The sequence below is a fragment of the Zhongshania sp. genome (assembly GCF_041584495.1).
Lineage (GTDB): Bacteria > Pseudomonadota > Gammaproteobacteria > Pseudomonadales > Spongiibacteraceae > Spongiibacter.
Genome location: NZ_JBFHDY010000021.1, coordinates 20,564 through 37,383 on the forward strand (window position 1 = coordinate 20,564; position 16,820 = coordinate 37,383).

A 16,820-nucleotide genomic window follows, 5' to 3' on the forward strand; every position below is an offset into this window, starting at 1 on the left:
TGCGGTGGCGCTGTTTTCTTCTTTTACTTTAGTCGAAATGAAAGTGGTTTACATTATGTTAGCTGCAGTGAATCAGGTGCTGGCCGTAGCAAGTGTCAGTGTGACAACGTCAGAAAATTGGTTTTTTTACACCTTTGAGGCGAGCATTTATCTGCGCATTCTGTAATGTCAGTCGCGCCGGGTGTAGTTTGTGGGTTTTAAGAGTTAGCTTGCTTAGGCAGTAATTCCGTGAGATGGCCGCACGAGTGAGCAGGGCTGCTGATCAAGTTCTTTCCAGCGCATAAAAAACTCCCCTCATAAACCGTTAGGTAGAATAAATTGACAAGTTCTAAAAAGAAACGTAATGGTGGATATTCGGTGACTCATTTAGATAAGCTGCTTGTCGTGGTGGTTATAGGGGCGAGGGGTGCAACGGGTAGTGCATCGCTAAGCGCATTCCATCATTGTCGGTGCAATTGATACGGCGTTTATTTAAGACAGTTTTCCTGATAAATACGCCAGCAAAGTGCAGACGGGAATTCTCGTTCCAGAGCATATTGCCGAGCAGTACAGGCGAATTTATTGCCAGCCTAGGGATTGCTGAACTCATGAATTCGATCTTCGTTCTTGGCAGGTAATTTTCTAGTTAGGAATAAAATGATGCGTAAACCTATCGAATTCTTTTTGATGATTCCGATCAAAGCACGTTATATGTCGGCAGATTTACACGGGCGGCAGACTATTACAAAACCCCATTCAACTTTAATCCGTATTTCCCAGTGAATACCTTTTTGGTGCGCCGATATTCTTTGTGGGTGATGGAATGTTTTATGGTCAAGACCGTTTGGATTTTGTAGAGCGGGCTCTGCGGTACATTGCGCGGAATCTACGATTATAAAAACAAGCGGCCGATCAAGGAAGATACCGCAGTCTCTGTTTTTAAAATACGGGGGCCAAGGCTAAAGCTTTGCAAGCCAGCTGCGATGAGTTTTTCACATTCGTAGGGAATGAAGCCGCCTTCGGGGCCTATGGCGAGTAGACAGTTTTGTGTAACAGACTGCGGTGGGCCTTGGTCTGAATAGGGGTGCGCGAGTAAACCTAGTTTGTCATTTAAGAGGCTCGGCAATTCGTCTTCTGCAAAGGGTTTAAAGCGGGTGGCTCGTCGTAATTTTGGCAATAGGGTGTCGCCGGCTTGCTCCAGCCCTTCCTGCATGGCTTTATGTAAAGTTTCGTCGCCGACTAGTGGGCTCTGCCAATAGCTTTTTTCCACGCGATAGCTGTTTAACAGAATGATCTCGGCTACGCCCAATTCAGTGGCGGCGCGAATAATTCGCCTTGCCATCTTGGGCCGGGGTAGGGCTAGGAGTAGTGTTAAGGGCAGTTTTGCGGGTGGCGGAGTGTGTAGTTCAAACTGCAGGCTGATCCCGCTGTCACTCATTGCGGTGATGACGGCGTTGCCAGTGAGGCCGTTCAGTAAACCGATTTTGAGGGTGTCGCCGGTTGCTGCGCGCAGCACATTGCGAATGTGTGCTGCGCGGGCATCGCTTAGCGTTATGTGATTTGAATCGGCGCCTAAGTCTTCAGGCTGCAGTAGCAGCAGATTCATTAGGCTGGTTCAGCCCACAGATCATAGTCGTCAGAGTCGATGATGTTCACCACCAGTGCATCGCCGGGTCTAACGTCGGTGAAGCCGTCTAAGTAAACCTTGCCGTCGATCTCCGGGGCGTCGGCCACGCTGCGGCCTATAGCGCCTTCGTCATCCACGGTGTCGATGAGAATTTCTTGTTGGGTACCAATTTTGGCGCGCAGACGTTCGGCGGAGATCTCTTGGGCGACCACCATAAAGCGCTGCCAGCGATCTTTTTTAACATCGTCGGGCACGTGCTCCTCCAGATCATTGGCGGTGGCGCCTTCAACTGGCGAGTATTCAAAACAACCGACGCGGTCGAGTTGGGCTTCTTTTAACCAGTCCAGCAAAATTTGGAAGTCTTCCTCGGTTTCGCCGGGGAAACCGACGATAAAGGTTGAGCGAATCACCAGATCAGGACAGATTCCCCGCCATTTTTTAATGCGATCAAGGGTCTTTTCCTGATGGGCTGGGCGTTTCATGGCTTTTAGCACTTTGGGACTGGCGTGCTGAAAGGGAATGTCCAAATAGGGCAAAATTTTGCCCTCGGCCATCAAGGGAATGACATTGTCGACATGGGGGTAGGGGTAAACATAGTGCAGACGTACCCACACCCCCATTTCGCCTAGCGCTTCGCAAAGTTCTAACATGCGGGTTTTAATCGGCTGGCCATTCCAGAAATCCAGCTTGTACTTGGTGTCTAGGCCATAGGCGCTGGTGTCTTGGGAAACCACCAAAATCTCGCGCACACCGGCATCGACGAGGCGTTTTGCTTCTTCCAATACGCTGCCGATGGGGCGGCTGACTAGATCACCGCGCATCGACGGAATAATGCAAAAACTGCAGCGGTGGTTACAGCCTTCAGAAATTTTTAAATACGCGTAGTGGCGAGGTGTGAGCTTTATGCCTTGGGGCGGCACTAAATCGACAAAGGGGTCGTGGTTTTGTGCCGGCGGCGCCCATTCGTGTACTGCGCCAACCACTTCTTCGTAAGCGGCGGGGCCGCTAACCGCCAATACATTGGGGTGTACGGCGCGGATTTTGGCGTCGTCGCCCATGCACCCGGTCACAATAACCTTGCCATTTGCCTTCAGGGCTTCACCAATGGCGTCGAGTGATTCTTGTTTAGCGCTGTCGATAAAACCACAGGTATTGACCACCACCACGTCGGCATCGTCATAGCTGGGTACAATATCGTAGCCCTCCATGCGCAGTTGGGTGAGAATACGTTCGGAGTCCACTAGCGCTTTGGGGCAGCCTAAACTCACGAAACCGACTTTGGAATTGGTCATAGAAACCTCTGAAATGCTTTAAGCGGCGCATTTTACCGGATTGGGGGGCTGGCGCCTATGTTTCTGTGATTAGTGGCGCGGAATCGTGGCTGGAGGTCGTCCGACGTCAGACGTCGGACGGGAACCCAGTAATCGCATCACGGTCAATTTCACACAGCACGGAGCACCCACATGACACCAGCCATTAACCTCGCCAAAAAGCACAAAATTGCCCACACCGTGCACGAGTATAGTCATGACTCGGCCAGTCATTCTTATGGTCTTAAGGCGGTTGAGAAACTGGGCTTGAATCCGGCGCAGGTGTTTAAAACCTTGGTTGTGGCTCAAGAGCCTAAAGGTTTGGCGGTAGCGGTGGTGCCGGTGGCTGGGCAGTTAAATTTAAAGGCCATGGCTAAAGCCTTAAAAGTGAAGAAGGTCGAGATGGCGGCGCCGACTGATGCTGAGCGCTCCAGCGGTTATGTGTTGGGTGGAGTGAGCCCGCTCGGGCAGAAACGGCAATTGCCGACGGTGGTTGACGAGTCGGCAATGGGTTTTGCGACGATATACGTGAGTGCAGGGCGGCGGGGCCTTGAGATTGAATTAGCAGCACAGGATTTATTGGGTTTGACAAGCGGTCTCTCGGCGCCCATCGCACAATTGGATTAATTTGTAATAACAAGGAGTTGCTTGTGAGTTGCAGTGATTCTGGTGTTGGTATTGGGCTTGTCTTCCTTTGGCTTGTTAATGAATAAGGCTGCCGTCGACTACCGCCAATTTGAGCGCAGTGTGGCAGTAAAGGGCTTACTTGAGCGAGTGCGCAGGGTGAGCAGGCAGTTATCCGCACTCGGTAGGCAGGGCATTGCCTTTATCGGCAATCATTATCAAGCGCAAACCGAGTATTTATATACCCGTTTAAACGAGATTAAGTCCGCGATGATTGAAGAGGCGACCCGTGAAACGCGGGTGGTGGCTGGGAAATTTGCGGCCGACTCTGATAGTGTTTTGGGTAGGGTTAAACCTGCCCCACAGGGGCCGTTCACAATTGAAGGTCGCGACGAAAATAATTCGCATGTTAAAAAGTGCGGCTAGTCTCTACGGCGGAGTATTATTTGTCTGACTGAATATGTAGCTATAAAAGTAAAGAGGTGATGGAATGCAGGGCTTGTGTGTTTTAGGAAAACCCGCGTCGAGCTTAATGAAAATTGCATTCATGGGAATGCTTTTATTTGTTGGCGGCGCATCGTTAGTGGTGCGCGCCGATGCCTCGGCACGAGAGGGTGCATTAACACCAGAATCGAGTACAGAGAAACAGTTTTTTAGTGACGAGGCGTGGCGGCGCGCCTATGCAGAGCAGCACGATGTCATGCTTGTTCGCTTAAATGGTGTAAGTCCTGCAGGTTTTAAAGCGGGATTAACCTCTAGCGCGGGCCAGAAACGATTTAATAGTGATCGCCCGGTGTTTGGGGTTTTGCCGCCGTACACCAAAATTGCGAGTGAAAAGCCCATAGCGCTGTCGGATTTTGGCCAAGGTATGATTGAGTTGGAAATGGCTTTCCGCTTAAAGCAAACCGTGAACAATGAAATTGCTGATATTGTGAGTTTAAAAGCGCTGGTTGCCGACGTTGCGCCTGCCTTTGAATTGCCGGATCTGGGGCTGTTGCGCAGTCCCGACGAGGGTGCTTTAGGAATTGTGCGCGAAAATGCGGCGGCACACAGTTTTGTGGTTGGCGAGGCGAAAACGCTGCAGAGCTTGGCGGCCACTAAGAGCTTTGATATCGACACCTTTGCCGTTAAGCTCAGTTGCAATAATGACGTGATATTGTCTGTCGTCAGTGGCGATATACTGGGTGGGCAGTGGCAGACCTTACTGGCTTTAATTAACGACCGAGTGGCGCAGGGCTGGGTTATTTATCCAGATCAGTGGCTATTGACCGGTGCAATTGGTCAAATGCTGCCGCTGCAGGCAGGGCGCTGCGAAGGTGAAATTACCGGTTTAGGTAACTTGGCAATCAATATTCTGCCCTAATAAACTAAGGGCTTTCAAATCGTCCCCGTTTTGAATAAAGGTTGTTTATAGAGGCGCTTAGGCCTCCAAGGTGCTTGAGCCACAATAATGCCTAACCGGCAGACCGTTATTGCGCAATGCGCTTAGTAACTCTCGGCTATCGTCTTTATTTAAAAAATCACCAATACTCACGCACTCGCCGCAATGGCTAATACTGATTTGCAATGGATCCCAAGGGTGGGGGAGAACGGTGACTAAGACGAAGCTGGTCTGTCTCGGCCACTGCCAACGATGCTCGCAGCGGTGATGGCCAACGTCAATGCATAGGTTTTGCGGGTCAAGACTGACAATGTGCTGTATCTGCAAATTGCGAAAAACCGTGCTTAATACCAGCCACAGCAATAATACTTCTAGCCCCATAAAGGGCAGGACAAGCCATGCGCCGTTGGCGGCAAAGCCCAGGCCGAGGACGATATTAAACAGCATGATGGTCTGAATGATACGCCGGTTTGCAGACCAGTCTGCCGAGCAATTGGGGCGCAAGATAATTTCTGAACCCTGATCTTTATTGCGGATATCAATCATAGCCAAGTCTCCTTTGCTGTTTTTAAGTTTAGCAGGCATTGCAATTTTTTCAGTAAAATCTGAGATCTTGCGCATTTAAATACCGTACTTGCATGGGAGGCTACAGCGAGATTGCCTGTGGCGGTTTTACTGCTGGTAATCGAAGGCATATTGCCTATAATAAATTTTGCCCTTGAATTGACTCCCTGAGTGGTTTTAGGCGCACGATAAATAGTAAAAGAGTAGTAGCCTGATCGATGTATCGGAAAACTTGTCATTGCGGTTTTGGGCTGGTTCGACAATCTTTGTTTGGGCGCGAATAGCGACTGAAACGAAAGGAGTCTACTAATGCCTTATGATAAGTTTGGGTGGTCAGCTAAGTTACTAAGTTTAATAATATTTCTAAGCTTTTCTTCATTTCTTCAGGCCCATGCGGTCTTTCCCCAGCAAATAGAATTGTGGCTTGGTGAGACCGGTAAAATCTCCGTTAAAGACAGTGGCAGTTGTGCTGCTAAGGTCGATGGCTCAACGGCCGATACCAGCATTGCTAGCGTTGCCGGAGCCAGCCCAAGCTCGTCGTACGGTGTGGAAGTTATTCTTGATATTAAAGCGAGTAATACCCAAGCTGGTCTAACCTCGTTGGATGTGACCTGGACTGGCGAAGATGCATTGCCCGGCGGTGACCCCCAAGGCCCTTGTCAAGATGTGGGGCAACATGTGAACGTACATGTACTGGTGAAAGACCCTAAATCGGTGGGTGTTAGCTCCTCTGGTTCCTCCCTGGATCCGGTAAATACCTTCTCTGGTGAGCTGTTCATCGCCGAGGATTACGATCTGTATTTGGATGGACCGCTCCCCCTGTATTTTAAGCGCTACTACGGTTCTTATTTGCGTCGCGGCTATATTGTCGGTGATTTAGGTGACAATTGGCTCCACAATTTTGATTGGCGGGTGCATTGGGTAGGCAATAAACTGCTGGTCGTGAGTCCCAAGGGTAAGGTGTTTAATTATTTAAGCGACGACGCTGGAAACTGGACGTTTCAGGGCGGTAATGGTCAGCAGCCAGATCAAGTTATTCAACAGCAAGGCAAGATAATTTTATTCGACGCTCACAACCAATTAACACACCAATTTAATGAGCGCGGGCAATTAGAGGAAATCAGCGATGGCAAGGGCAATAAGCTGAGTCTGAGCTATTCACTGAATGAAAGTGGGCCATGGGGTAGATTAACCTTGGTCAGTGATGGTCTTGGCAGGGAGTTACGGTTTAGCTATAGCTTTGTGGGTAACCTCTATAAGCTCACTAGTGTTCAAGAAGTATTAGATGATAATTTTCAGCGCAGTATTCGCTTTTATTATACTGGCGAAGATCCCACGCCGTTCTACCTCAGCTCGGTGACCGATGTGATGGGCGCATCGACGCAATACAACTATGCCGATACTTTTGGTACCGCCGATTGGGCTTTAATGCTCTACAAGCAAAAGCCCGAACAAAATATTCCCTATCAACAAACTTTCTTTACTACTGCTGAACAATATTTGAGCGGACGAGTTGCGAGTCAGACCGACGGCGATGGCAATAAATATATGTTCTCATATAACTCGGTAAACGGCCAAACCAGTGTGTCGGCGCCAGATAATAGCAGTATTGAACACAGTCATAACGCCACTGGGGTGCTGACCCAGCACACGGATCAAAATGGCGAGAGTATCCAAATGACCGGCGATGTGCTGCAGCGACGTGACAAAATTACGGACTCGGCAGGGAATGCGACCCGTTATAATTTTAATGCAGCTAATGGAAAAATAGACAGAGTGACTAATCGCAATGGCGATACCACAGAATTTAAATATCAATCCCGTACTGGTGTCAAAGGCGAAATTTACGAAGACTTGGTTGAGATTGTTTTTTCCGACGGCACAAGAAAAAAATACGAATATGATAATGTCGGTAATGTCATCAAGGTCACCAACCAAAAAGGTGCTCAGTGGCAGTACACCTATAATACCCGCGGCCAGCGCCTAACCGCAAAAAGCCCTGACGGTGCAACGTCGAGTTTTAGCTACCACCCCGATGGCAATTTGGCGACGAAAACCAGTTCTGACGGCCACGTTACCGAGTTCGTTTACGACAGTTTAAAGCGGTTGGAAAAAATTATCTGGCCTGATGGTAGCAGCCGAATAATGAGCCGCAATAAGGCTGATCAGTTAGTGGAAGAAACCGACGAGCGAGGTGCAACAACCTTGTTCAGTTACGATAAAAACCAAAACCTGGTAAGCATTGAAGATCCTCAAGGCCATAAAACATTTTTTCATTATAATAATAACGATATTCTGCTGAGCGTTATCGATCCATTAGGTCAAGTTAGCGAGCGTAACTACGGGCCAACTCAATATTTAGACAGTATTAGCAATATGAATAGCGCAATTGCTGAATTCACTTACGACGCTAACGGCAGGCTTATAGGCAGCGAAACTCCGGCGGGTAATAGCTGGTCGAGCAGTTACGATAGTCGTGGTAATTTGGTGTCAGCGGCGTCGCCGCTAGGAAATAGCAATCAATACCAATATGACGCTCTAGGTAATATTCTCAATTGGACTCAAGCCGACGGCAATAGCTACAAATACAGCTACGACAGCATGGGTCGCGTTACCGCGGTAGAAAACCCCTTGGGCAATACCACTGCCTATAGCTATGACGCCTTGGGAATTCTCTCTGGCATAAGTTTAGCGACTGGAGTGAATGCGCAATTTACGCGTGACACACAAGGTCGCTTAACGGGTTTAAGTGATCCTATGGGGAATAGCTGGGGCTTTGGCTACAATCAACATGGTCAAATGACTTCAGCTGGCGACCCATTAAACCAAAGCATGATCATGAGTTACGACAGCATGGGACGTATTGCCAAGGTAAATTACCCCGACGGCAGCAGCCAAGAAATTACGTACACCGGAAGAGAATTAACCCAGCAGCGTAAATTCTCTGACAGCACCGAGATTAACTATAGCTATTCTACTAATGGTCGTTTACTCAGCACCGAAAACCTGGTCTTTGACCACGACGCCAATGGCAAAATAGTCAACAACAATGGCTTGCAGCTAAGTTATTATCCCGACGGTAAGTTGCAGTCTATAACGTACGAGGAAGGCAAGGTTGTTAACTATAGCTATGACGTCGATGGCTTGTTGCTTTCAGTGACTGATTGGCTAGACGGTAGCAGCGAGTTTAATCACGACAGTGATGGTCGCAGAGTGGTAATGGAGCGGCCCAACGGTGAAACCAATAAGATCACGTACGACGCAGTAAACCGAATCATCGCCATTGAGGACCTGAGTGGAGATGGCGCAAGCCTTGGCGGTATAAGCTACCAGCGCGACAAAGCTGGACAAATAATTGCGGAGGAGCGTCACCTGCCCTTGGATGAAAGTGGCTGGCAAGACGGTTTAATGACCCAAAGTGTCGATGCCGCTGGCCAACTTAGCGGTAATAATAAAAGCTACGATGCCTTGGGCAGACTCACCGCAGACGATCAATACAGTTATGTGTGGGACGCCGCATCGAGGCTGACACAACTGAGCGTAGGCGGCACCAGTTACCACTATGAATACGACGGATTCGGCGGCGTAGTGCAGCGCAGTGATGGTGAGCAAAGCCAGCAATACGTTTGGAACTACGGCTATGAGCGCCTGCCCGCAATCAGTATTATTAAGAATAACGGCGTGCCGGATAAATATTTGGTTAGAGATCCGCAGGGCACATTGTTGTATAGCATTGACACGAGTGGTCAGCGCAGCTATTACCATTTTGATGCGGCAGGCAATACGAGCTTTTTGACCAATGACGACGGCGTAGTGATTGCTAGCTACAGTTATTCGCCTTACGGTGAAATACTCGCGAGTAATGGTGCCAGCGATAACCCTTTTACCTATGGCGGTAAATACGGTGTTATGCAGCAATCGGGTACTACTTTGTACCTAATGTATCAGCGCTTTTATGACGCAAGTAGTATGCGGTTTATTAGTCGCGACCCAATAGCGGCGCGTCTCTATCCGCTGTCGGTCAACCCTTATACTTACGCTGGTTTAAATCCCATAAATAATATTGATCCCATTGGCACAAGTATCACCCTAGCGTATGTGCTTGAAAAGAGCCTGTCTGGCTTGGGTTCAATTACAGGTGCGATCGGCATTGGTGATAATTATCTCAGTCAAGCCGCGAGCAAGCTCGATGACGTTGCCAATATTCTGAGTAATGCCTTACCCGCAGCGGCAACGCCAAAAGATATTAATATTGTCACTAGTACCGTCAAAAAGGCCGAGAAATTACAAAAAGTCACCAACGTCACCGGGGCGATAGGGCATGCTGGCACGGCATTGCAGGTCGTGAGTATTGGTATAGAAGCTTACAAACTCAAAAGTGCCCTTGATCGGGTAGAGGCTGCTTATGGCAAGCGGCTCAGGCAAGCCTTTGAAACCGCCGAAACCCAGTCTGCCGCAGCGTTTGAAATTTTTATGAATAAGGAAATCCCCCATGACCTCTTTGAAGAGGTGAATCGTGATCGCTGGCAATTGCGTCTGCGCAGCCGTCTTCGCTCGATTCAACATGTACTTGAATACGAACTGTTGAATGCAGAGGTCGACAGTGACACAGACACTTGGCTGCACGCCGCGGTGGGGGCTAAAAATATGTTGGGTACCTTTGTGCCGATTCCCCAAGAGTTTTGGCCGGATTTCTTCAATCCTGAAAAAAACTATGCGGGGGTGAAGTAATGAATATTTATCTTAACAAATATGCCGCTGTAAAAATGTTTAAAGCCGTGGCCTTAGCGGTGTTAATGTCACCCATTACTAGCGTAGCCCACGAAAGTATTGTTTACCGCTACGACGCGCTTGGTCGCTTAACCTCTGCCAACAACGGCGATAAATTAATCAGTTATTCTTACGACGCTGCCGGTACGGTATTGAAACGTGAGATCAGAGCGGCGATTTTTGTCGGTATTGAAACCCTGCCGGACACGTGTGGGCCGGTGATTGACGAGTCTTATCCTATCGGCACCCGCAATATTCCTATGGTGAGTTTTAGCCTGAGTAATCCCAGTGACGCGGCTGTGAACCTGTCTGAAATAAGCATAAACATGGATGGCACGGCGGCAAGTTTTTTAGCACTCACACGTTTAAATCTTATTTACGACGCTAATGCTAATACCATTGCCGACGCGGGCGAAGAGGTTGTGGCTCAATTGATTGGTTCGCCATCGGCAAGTGGCGAGGTGCTTTTTACCTTCTTAGCACCGGTTACCATCGGGGCGGGCAGCAGTTTGCACTTTACTGCGCTAGTCGATTTTTAAGGAGTAATTTTATGCTTAATTTTAATAAAATCGCGGCCAGTATGACGCTGCTGGCGCTATTGTCGGCCTGCGGTGGTGACGCTAGTAGCCGCGCGCCGACGGGGCCTGCAGCGCGCCCCGAGCTGAGCGTAAGCTCTGTCACGGCCACGGCGACTAATCCGCAAACTAATCAGCCCCAAGAGCTGACTGTAGCGGACTTTAATACTGCAAACCTGACAATTGAGTAACACGGTTTGCCATTACGGCTCATACTTTTCGGTACACCATAAGTGCATTTTCGGTGGGGTCGCCACTTTGGAGTAATTTGCGGCCATCGCCGATAAATCCCGATTTAGTTAGCCAATCGTCGAGGAAGCTTAAACTGTAAAAGTGGCGTAATGCCTCGGTGTTGTAGCCCCGGCTCTCTTCTGTGCCCATATTGAATACGTCGTGGGTAAGGCCAACCACCGCCCGCATTGCGGGCATCGTGATCTCTTATCGCCATATAGGCGCCGAGTTTCATGGCGTCGCGAATGGCTCAGCGCCTTTTCGGCAAGAAATAGTGTTCACCAACAATATTGAAGCCTTCTTCGAGTGAGTCAATATAGCGGCCGGTTGAACCAATCTCTAAATGACCTTCGCAGCGACGACGGTTATCCAGTAATTTCAGCGTTTGTGTGGCTATTTTCATTTTTTTGTTTAAAGCCGGCAGCGCAAATGTTAATTCGCCAAGAAACGGCTTAATATCGGTCAACTTGTTTTGCGGCTGGCAATACACATTTTCGTCCGGGTTATAAACTTCGACGGCGGCCTGAATGAATTGTTGAAGCTGCTGCTCTGGGTTTAGATGGAAGACGTTGATCAGGTGGGAGAAAACTCTTGGGGAAATTGGGGTTGTTGTAAATATAAGCAAAGTTGTCAGTGATAATATCTTTGTTGGGCGATGCGGGGGTAGCGACAGCTTTGCCGAGCAACGCCAGAGATTGAATGAATTGGCGTTGCGATACCGGTTTTATTGTTGTTTTTTTTATTACGCTCAACTCATATACAAATTTGGAGTTTAGGCTTGTACAAACTAAAAGGACCCCGGTCAAATCGCGTTAATCCAGCACAAATACTTTGGCGGGTACTCCGCGTTCTGGTAAGTATTCTTATTCTCTTGATCGTCGTTTTGGCGGTAAGTACTACAGTTGCGGTATTACGCAGTGGCGACGATAATTTTGTGCCGCCGGTATTACCGCTGACCGTTAACGACGTTAGTAAATTAAATGCAGTGCGGGTAGGGCAGGTGATTCGCCCCGAGTCAATTGCGGATGTGCAGGCCGCGCTGGCGTCAACAGCGGGCCGTGTTTCCATTGGTGGTGGTCGCTTTAGTCAAGGCGGTCAAACCGCATATCCAGACAGTACTCACCTAGATATGCGCAGCTTTAATAAGGTGCTGAATATAGACACCGCAGCGAAGACAGTGACTGTTCAGCCGGGGATCCGTTGGCGGGACCTGCAGGCCGCGATTGATCCGCATAATTTGGCCATTAAAACCATGCAAACCTACGCCAATTTCACGGTGGGTGGCTCGCTAAGTGTCAATGTTCACGGCCGCTATATTGGTGAGGGGCCGCTGGTGGGCTCAGTGTTGGGATTAAAATTACTGCTCGCCGATGGCAGCGTAATAGATGCTTCGCCGCATACCAATGCAGATATTTTTTACGGCGCCATAGGCGGGTACGGCGGTTTAGGCGTGATTGTCGAGGCGACGCTACAGCTCGAAGACAATATTGCCGTAGAGCGTCGCGTGCGAGTAATGGCTACCGAAGACTATTCCCAGTACTTTCGCGACAATGTGCGCGACAACAGCGATGTGGTTTTTCACAACGCCGATATTTACCCTCCGCACTACAATCGTCTGCGCGACGTGAGCTGGCTTGCTACGGATAAATCGCCTACGGTTGCCGAGCGATTAATCCCCGAAGATAAAGACTATTACTGGCAGGTTAAAGCGGCGGAGTTTGTTGCGAGTTCCAACTTTGGGAAATGGACACGCGAACACATCATTGACCCAGTTTGGTATTACCCCGAGCGGGTTGAGTGGCGAAATTACGAGGCCAGTTACGACGTCGCTGAATTGGAGCCCAAAGATCGTTCGGAATACAGTTATGGCCTGCGCGAATATTTTGTACCGGTAGCGCGTTTTGAGGAATTTCACGTGCAGATGTGGGAAATCTTCCAGCGCAATAAAGCCAATATTATCAACGTCAGTGTTCGGCACGCGAAGGCAGATTCCAAGACCATACTTAATTGGGCTAAAACTGAGGTTTTTGCGTTTGTTGTGTACTACCGCCAAGGCACTGACGCCACCGCAAAGAAAGCAGTGAGTGTGTGGAGCAGCGAGATGATCGACGCGGCGATTAGTTTGGGCGGCGCTTATTATTTGCCGTATCAGCTGCAGGCTAGCCCGGAACAATTTCTGGCTGCCTACCCCAAGGCGCCAGACTATTTTGCACTCAAGCGTCGCCTAGATCCAAACAACCGCTTTGTGAATTTACTTTGGGCAAAATATTACCCTAAAAATCGGGATTTACTGGCGCAAAGTAAAATAGATTTAGGTAATTACTATCGCAACGAAGAACAAACTTTTCTGACGATCCCAGAATGGTATTTAGTATTCCAGCCCAAAGAATATGCCGACTATTTAGCGCAGGGTCGCGACCCTAGCAATTTCCCCTTTTACGAAAGCATCGAGGAATATTGGGTGCTTTACGATAGGGCCATTGCCATTAGTCGGCAGAATTACCCAGCGAATACGGAATACCGCACCATGTTGCGGTTTATTGGTATTGGCACAACATTAGAATATTTAGCCAAGGGCGCGTATGAGGGCAGCATCGGCCGCTTCACCCGCTGGACCGCGAGCGGTGAAGACACCCAGGAAGATAAGCTTATCCAACAGGCCCACCGCGCATACAGTGAACTTATTTATGACGAGCCGTGGTATGAGTTCGATTTTGCAGGTTGGCGGGATCGGCTCTGGGCTGAAACCAGTTTGTGGGGCGATCATCCCCTGCGTAAATGGGAGCGCAAGTTATTCTTTAGCGCCGAGTTTGGCTTGAAATCACTGTACGCCAAAGCCATTAAATACGCCGCCCAATCCACTTATGGCGAAACAGATAAACGGATTTACCTTACTGCTCAACGTGTGATCAGCAATAGCATTCGATTGCCGAAAGAACCTGATGGCGTCGAGATGCTTGCCGGGGGTGGCGACGACTTTTTAATGTCTGTACCCCGCTGGGGCGGTTTTACCAAAACAATGCCACGCTTTGCGAGCGATGAGTGGGCGATCAGAGATATTTCTGGCAACCACCAAATTGTCGTGTCACTGCTCGGCTCAGCAGGTGCCGATGTGTCGGGCCTAGCGGGTAGCGAGTTATTCAGGTCAGTATTGGTGTCTGATGACGAGCGCGAGCGGATTTTTGTACTCGTTGGCGTCGCAGATTTAACACGCTTGCTTGAAGCGCTTGCCAGCAAGGTAAGCGAACAGCAAATTGAGCTGGAGCATATCTTCGACTATTAATATGCTTGGCAGTTAAAGCCGGACGAAAGCCCAGTTTTAACTGCCGCCAATCAAGATCAATTTTCCGGTTTTGGGGTCGCGGTAGACCTGCCCCAAGGCCTCGTAGCCGTCACCATTTTGAATTTGTTGCTGAACTGTTGTTGGTACACTGGGCAGCTCTTTGCCTAGGGAAATATCCTGCTGTTGTGGCTCGGCCTTAAAATGTTGCTGTAGGTCGGGGCTCATCGATACCAAAGCGGCAATTAAGCCGCAGGCAAACACCAAAATAATATCGACCAAGTTAGCCATGGGGCCAAGGGGGTCGTCGTTATTGTCGAGAAATTCGCTGTCGCGCCACTTATCCATGTTGTGTAGTTTCCAAGGTGGCAAGCTGGTGCAGGGCTTGGTCGTACCAACGGCGGCGCAGGCGGGCGAGCACAAAGCCGATCATGCCCGCGAGCAGGCCAATCACGGTGGTGTCGAAGGCCACGGTCATGGCGGTGGTGAGAATGCGCAACTCGCCTTCGCCAAGCGCCGCTAGGCCTGGCCCGAGGGGAATTAATGTACCCATCAAGCCCAGCATGGGGGCGAGGCGGGTAATAAAGTCAGCGCGCTCAATGCGGCGTTTACCGGCGAGCACCAGTGCGTCGCGGTTGCCAGCGTCGCGGAGTTTGCGAATGCCACCCCAGTACTCGCCAATGCAAATACCCACCTCATAAATCGCCAGCGCGACAAAAAATAATAAAGCCCAAATCACCGGCTCTAGTAGCAGTGAGGTGATCTGGTGCATTAGCCCTTGAGACAATCCAGTAACCATAGTGAACTCCATTTAGAATTTAGGCTGGCGACCGCGCCACAGGCCGCTGACGAGCAGTAATATTCCAGCTGCAAATAGCCACGGTAGATAAGGGCTAATGGCGCTGGCTGATGTTTTTTGTTCAGCTGACGCAGCTGCGGGTTCCTGCTTAGACGCTTTCCCCTGCTGGCTAAATTGCGCTGCAGTATTCGCGTCTAGCTGTACTTCCTGAATATGGCTGGGCGAGCTAGTGCTTGGCGCTTCCGGCGTAACTCGGCTCTTGGCCAACACTGCCTCAAGCTCTTTGGCGTGCTCGGGGCTGAGCTGCTTTTTTACCAGCGCATACATGGGGTGATTGGCGTGGGTGTGGCCACTGCCTGGATTGCCGTGCTCAATAATATTGTCGCTAAATTGCGCGGCCAATTGTTTAACGGTGGCAGCGTCGGCTTGCCAAAAGCCTTTGTCGATGGCGACCAGCATCACTGCCAGAATATTGCTCTGCACATAGCGGTTATTGTCTTGAGCTAAAAATTCCGCCAGCCCGAGCTGCATGGCATCGTCCACGTAAATGGCTTTTACTTCTTCCCACACGCGGTCATTGATAATGTCGGGGCTAGTCACCTGCCAGCCCCAGAGGTATTCAATAAATTCGCTGCCCATGGTGCGGGCGCCGGAATAGCCCTCGGCCATAAGGGGTTTAATCCACTGGGGATTAAAGAAGCGGCCGCGCAACTCCGACAATAATGCCTCGGGCAGTGCGTCGATGTGCAAATTGCGATTGTCGGCGTGGTTGATCACCGCGCTGGCCGGTACTTTGCCGCTCACGGTTTCCACCGCCAAATTAAAACCGCCGAGGTAATCGAAGGCGTCGTTATTGTCGATTAATCCGTATAGATGGCTGGCGCGGCCCAAATAGGTTTGCGACACCCCCGTGAGCTGGCGACGGAACAGGGGTTGCGCAGATTCGCCCTGCAAACCGACCCCGTAGGCGTGGCCCATGCGTTTAACAAAGACCTCGGCCAATTCGCTGCGGTCCTGCCAGGAGCCGCTGCGTTCAACCATGCGGTTAACCCCTGCGCCGTAAGCGCCTGGGGCAATACCAAATACCCGCACACTGGCTTGGCGGCCAAGGTCTTGGGCCGAGATTGCGGGGCTGGCAGCGAGTAATTCCCGCGCCTCGTTCACCCAGTTATTGGCAACTTGATTTTTGTCCAGCGGCTCGCTGCCGCCTTTGTGAGGTTCGTCTAGGGGCGCTAGCGCAGCGTTTAGGGCCAAACTCAATGCGGGGTAGTCGCGACGAATTAAGTCACTGCTGGCATCTAGTGCGAGTAATCCGGCTTTGTCGAGCAGCAGTAAATGCTGGCCGTAGAGATCACGAAACAAGCCCGAGGTGGTAAATACTACGTCGAAGCGGCGGGGCTGGTCGGGGCCAAGGGGCAGGCGCTCTAAACCTTTAATGATGCCGCGACTATTCCAAATGGGCCGCACGCCGAGCAGCTTCATGCCAAAGGCAATCATCGCGCCCTCGTCGCGCACGGCGTCGGAGGCCCATAAAATAATGCCCTGCTTATTATTGGCGATATCGGTATTGGCAAGGGCGACTCCAGACTCGCCAGCCAGTACTTTGGCGGCCAGTGCCGTGCCTACCTCAACCCCAACGCGGGTGGGTAAGAGGCTGCCGTCCAGTGCATAAAAATTGCG

16 protein-coding genes are annotated in these 16,820 nt (G+C 50.1%); 7 read left to right on the top strand and 9 right to left on the bottom strand.

The annotated features are described in order from the left end of the window. Positions 1-391 precede the first annotated feature (391 nt). The 3 genes from ABYP33_RS05945 to rimO all read right to left on the bottom strand — a co-directional run bounded on the left by ABYP33_RS05945 (position 392) and on the right by rimO (position 2,898). Positions 392-589 (bottom strand): hypothetical protein, encoded by a 198-nt coding sequence (locus ABYP33_RS05945; RefSeq protein WP_373089377.1) that lies wholly within the window; start codon positions 587-589, stop codon positions 392-394. 282 nt (positions 590-871) lie between these two features. Continuing rightward, positions 872-1,585, bottom strand: a complete 714-nt coding sequence (locus ABYP33_RS05950) for a 16S rRNA (uracil(1498)-N(3))-methyltransferase (RefSeq protein WP_373089379.1) — start codon at positions 1,583-1,585, stop codon at positions 872-874. After that, complete coding sequence (rimO, locus tag ABYP33_RS05955) at positions 1,585-2,898, bottom strand: 30S ribosomal protein S12 methylthiotransferase RimO (RefSeq protein WP_373089381.1); 1,314 nt, start codon at positions 2,896-2,898, stop codon at positions 1,585-1,587. Before rimO ends, ABYP33_RS05950 begins: the two co-directional genes overlap by 1 nt. 171 nt (positions 2,899-3,069) lie before the next feature. On the opposite strand from rimO, the gene ybaK reads away from it, so the two are divergent. The 3 genes from ybaK to ABYP33_RS05970 all read left to right on the top strand — a co-directional run bounded on the left by ybaK (position 3,070) and on the right by ABYP33_RS05970 (position 4,903). Next, entirely contained in the window at positions 3,070-3,543 is a 474-nt protein-coding gene (ybaK, locus tag ABYP33_RS05960; protein ID WP_373089383.1) for a Cys-tRNA(Pro) deacylase, read from the top strand. A 33-nt stretch (positions 3,544-3,576) separates the two neighbouring features. Beyond that, entirely contained in the window at positions 3,577-3,966 is a 390-nt protein-coding gene (locus tag ABYP33_RS05965) for a hypothetical protein (RefSeq protein ID WP_373089385.1), read from the top strand. A 64-nt stretch (positions 3,967-4,030) separates the two neighbouring features. Then, positions 4,031-4,903, top strand: a complete 873-nt coding sequence (locus tag ABYP33_RS05970) for a 2-keto-4-pentenoate hydratase (RefSeq protein ID WP_373089387.1) — start codon at positions 4,031-4,033, stop codon at positions 4,901-4,903. A gap of 57 nt (positions 4,904-4,960) precedes the next feature. Here the strand turns inward: ABYP33_RS05970 and ABYP33_RS05975 are convergent, their stop codons facing one another. Beyond that, complete coding sequence (locus tag ABYP33_RS05975) at positions 4,961-5,542, bottom strand: DUF2244 domain-containing protein (RefSeq protein ID WP_373089389.1); 582 nt, start codon at positions 5,540-5,542, stop codon at positions 4,961-4,963. A gap of 252 nt (positions 5,543-5,794) precedes the next feature. Between ABYP33_RS05975 and ABYP33_RS05980 the strand changes: the two genes are divergently transcribed. From ABYP33_RS05980 to ABYP33_RS05990, 3 genes are read left to right on the top strand one after another with little or no spacing between them, the layout of a single operon-like run. Then, entirely contained in the window at positions 5,795-10,216 is a 4,422-nt protein-coding gene (locus ABYP33_RS05980; RefSeq protein WP_373089391.1) for an RHS repeat-associated core domain-containing protein, read from the top strand. Continuing rightward, a complete protein-coding gene (locus tag ABYP33_RS05985) occupies positions 10,216-10,794 on the top strand; it encodes a hypothetical protein (RefSeq protein ID WP_373089393.1) in 579 nt (192 codons plus the stop codon). The genes ABYP33_RS05980 and ABYP33_RS05985 overlap by 1 nt, the downstream gene beginning before the upstream one ends. Positions 10,795-10,805: 11 nt before the next feature. Continuing rightward, positions 10,806-11,021 (top strand): hypothetical protein, encoded by a 216-nt coding sequence (locus tag ABYP33_RS05990; RefSeq protein ID WP_373089395.1) that lies wholly within the window; start codon positions 10,806-10,808, stop codon positions 11,019-11,021. Between the two features lie 19 nt (positions 11,022-11,040). On the opposite strand, the gene ABYP33_RS05995 is transcribed toward ABYP33_RS05990, so the two are convergent. Together ABYP33_RS05995 and ABYP33_RS06000 are read right to left on the bottom strand one after the other, a co-directional pair. Further along, positions 11,041-11,259 carry a hypothetical protein gene (locus tag ABYP33_RS05995; RefSeq protein ID WP_373089397.1) on the bottom strand — a complete coding sequence of 73 codons (219 nt, stop codon included), beginning with the start codon at positions 11,257-11,259 and terminating at the stop codon, positions 11,041-11,043. 52 nt (positions 11,260-11,311) lie between these two features. Continuing rightward, positions 11,312-11,686, bottom strand: a complete 375-nt coding sequence (locus ABYP33_RS06000; protein WP_373089399.1) for a hypothetical protein — start codon at positions 11,684-11,686, stop codon at positions 11,312-11,314. Between the two features lie 153 nt (positions 11,687-11,839). Here ABYP33_RS06000 and ABYP33_RS06005 point away from each other — a divergent pair, with 153 nt between their 5' ends. Continuing rightward, a complete protein-coding gene (locus ABYP33_RS06005) occupies positions 11,840-14,344 on the top strand; it encodes an FAD-dependent oxidoreductase (protein ID WP_373089401.1) in 2,505 nt (834 codons plus the stop codon). Positions 14,345-14,380: 36 nt separating this feature from the next. On the opposite strand, the gene ABYP33_RS06010 is transcribed toward ABYP33_RS06005, so the two are convergent. The 3 genes from ABYP33_RS06010 to ABYP33_RS06020 all read right to left on the bottom strand — a co-directional run. Next, positions 14,381-14,689: a DUF2149 domain-containing protein gene (locus ABYP33_RS06010; protein ID WP_373082694.1), complete on the bottom strand. Its 309-nt coding sequence runs from the start codon at positions 14,687-14,689 to the stop codon at positions 14,381-14,383. After that, positions 14,682-15,140 carry a MotA/TolQ/ExbB proton channel family protein gene (locus ABYP33_RS06015; RefSeq protein WP_373089403.1) on the bottom strand — a complete coding sequence of 153 codons (459 nt, stop codon included), beginning with the start codon at positions 15,138-15,140 and terminating at the stop codon, positions 14,682-14,684. The genes ABYP33_RS06010 and ABYP33_RS06015 overlap by 8 nt, the downstream gene beginning before the upstream one ends. A gap of 12 nt (positions 15,141-15,152) precedes the next feature. Continuing rightward, positions 15,153-16,820 (bottom strand): cobaltochelatase subunit CobN (locus ABYP33_RS06020; RefSeq protein ID WP_373089405.1); only part of this gene is annotated, 1,668 nt, incomplete at its 5' end.

Coding starts and splice junctions, on each gene's coding strand:
- ABYP33_RS05945 (WP_373089377.1), bottom strand. CDS start 589: ATGAGTTCAGCAATCCCTAGGCTGGCAATAAATTCGCCTGTACTGCTC.
- ABYP33_RS05950 (WP_373089379.1), bottom strand. CDS start 1,585: ATGAATCTGCTGCTACTGCAGCCTGAAGACTTAGGCGCCGATTCAAAT.
- rimO (WP_373089381.1), bottom strand. CDS start 2,898: ATGACCAATTCCAAAGTCGGTTTCGTGAGTTTAGGCTGCCCCAAAGCG.
- ybaK (WP_373089383.1), top strand. CDS start 3,070: ATGACACCAGCCATTAACCTCGCCAAAAAGCACAAAATTGCCCACACC.
- ABYP33_RS05970 (WP_373089387.1), top strand. CDS start 4,031: ATGCAGGGCTTGTGTGTTTTAGGAAAACCCGCGTCGAGCTTAATGAAA.
- ABYP33_RS05975 (WP_373089389.1), bottom strand. CDS start 5,542: ATGCGCAAGATCTCAGATTTTACTGAAAAAATTGCAATGCCTGCTAAA.
- ABYP33_RS05980 (WP_373089391.1), top strand. CDS start 5,795: ATGCCTTATGATAAGTTTGGGTGGTCAGCTAAGTTACTAAGTTTAATA.
- ABYP33_RS05985 (WP_373089393.1), top strand. CDS start 10,216: ATGAATATTTATCTTAACAAATATGCCGCTGTAAAAATGTTTAAAGCC.
- ABYP33_RS05990 (WP_373089395.1), top strand. CDS start 10,806: ATGCTTAATTTTAATAAAATCGCGGCCAGTATGACGCTGCTGGCGCTA.
- ABYP33_RS05995 (WP_373089397.1), bottom strand. CDS start 11,259: ATGCCCGCAATGCGGGCGGTGGTTGGCCTTACCCACGACGTATTCAAT.
- ABYP33_RS06010 (WP_373082694.1), bottom strand. CDS start 14,689: ATGGATAAGTGGCGCGACAGCGAATTTCTCGACAATAACGACGACCCC.
- ABYP33_RS06015 (WP_373089403.1), bottom strand. CDS start 15,140: ATGGTTACTGGATTGTCTCAAGGGCTAATGCACCAGATCACCTCACTG.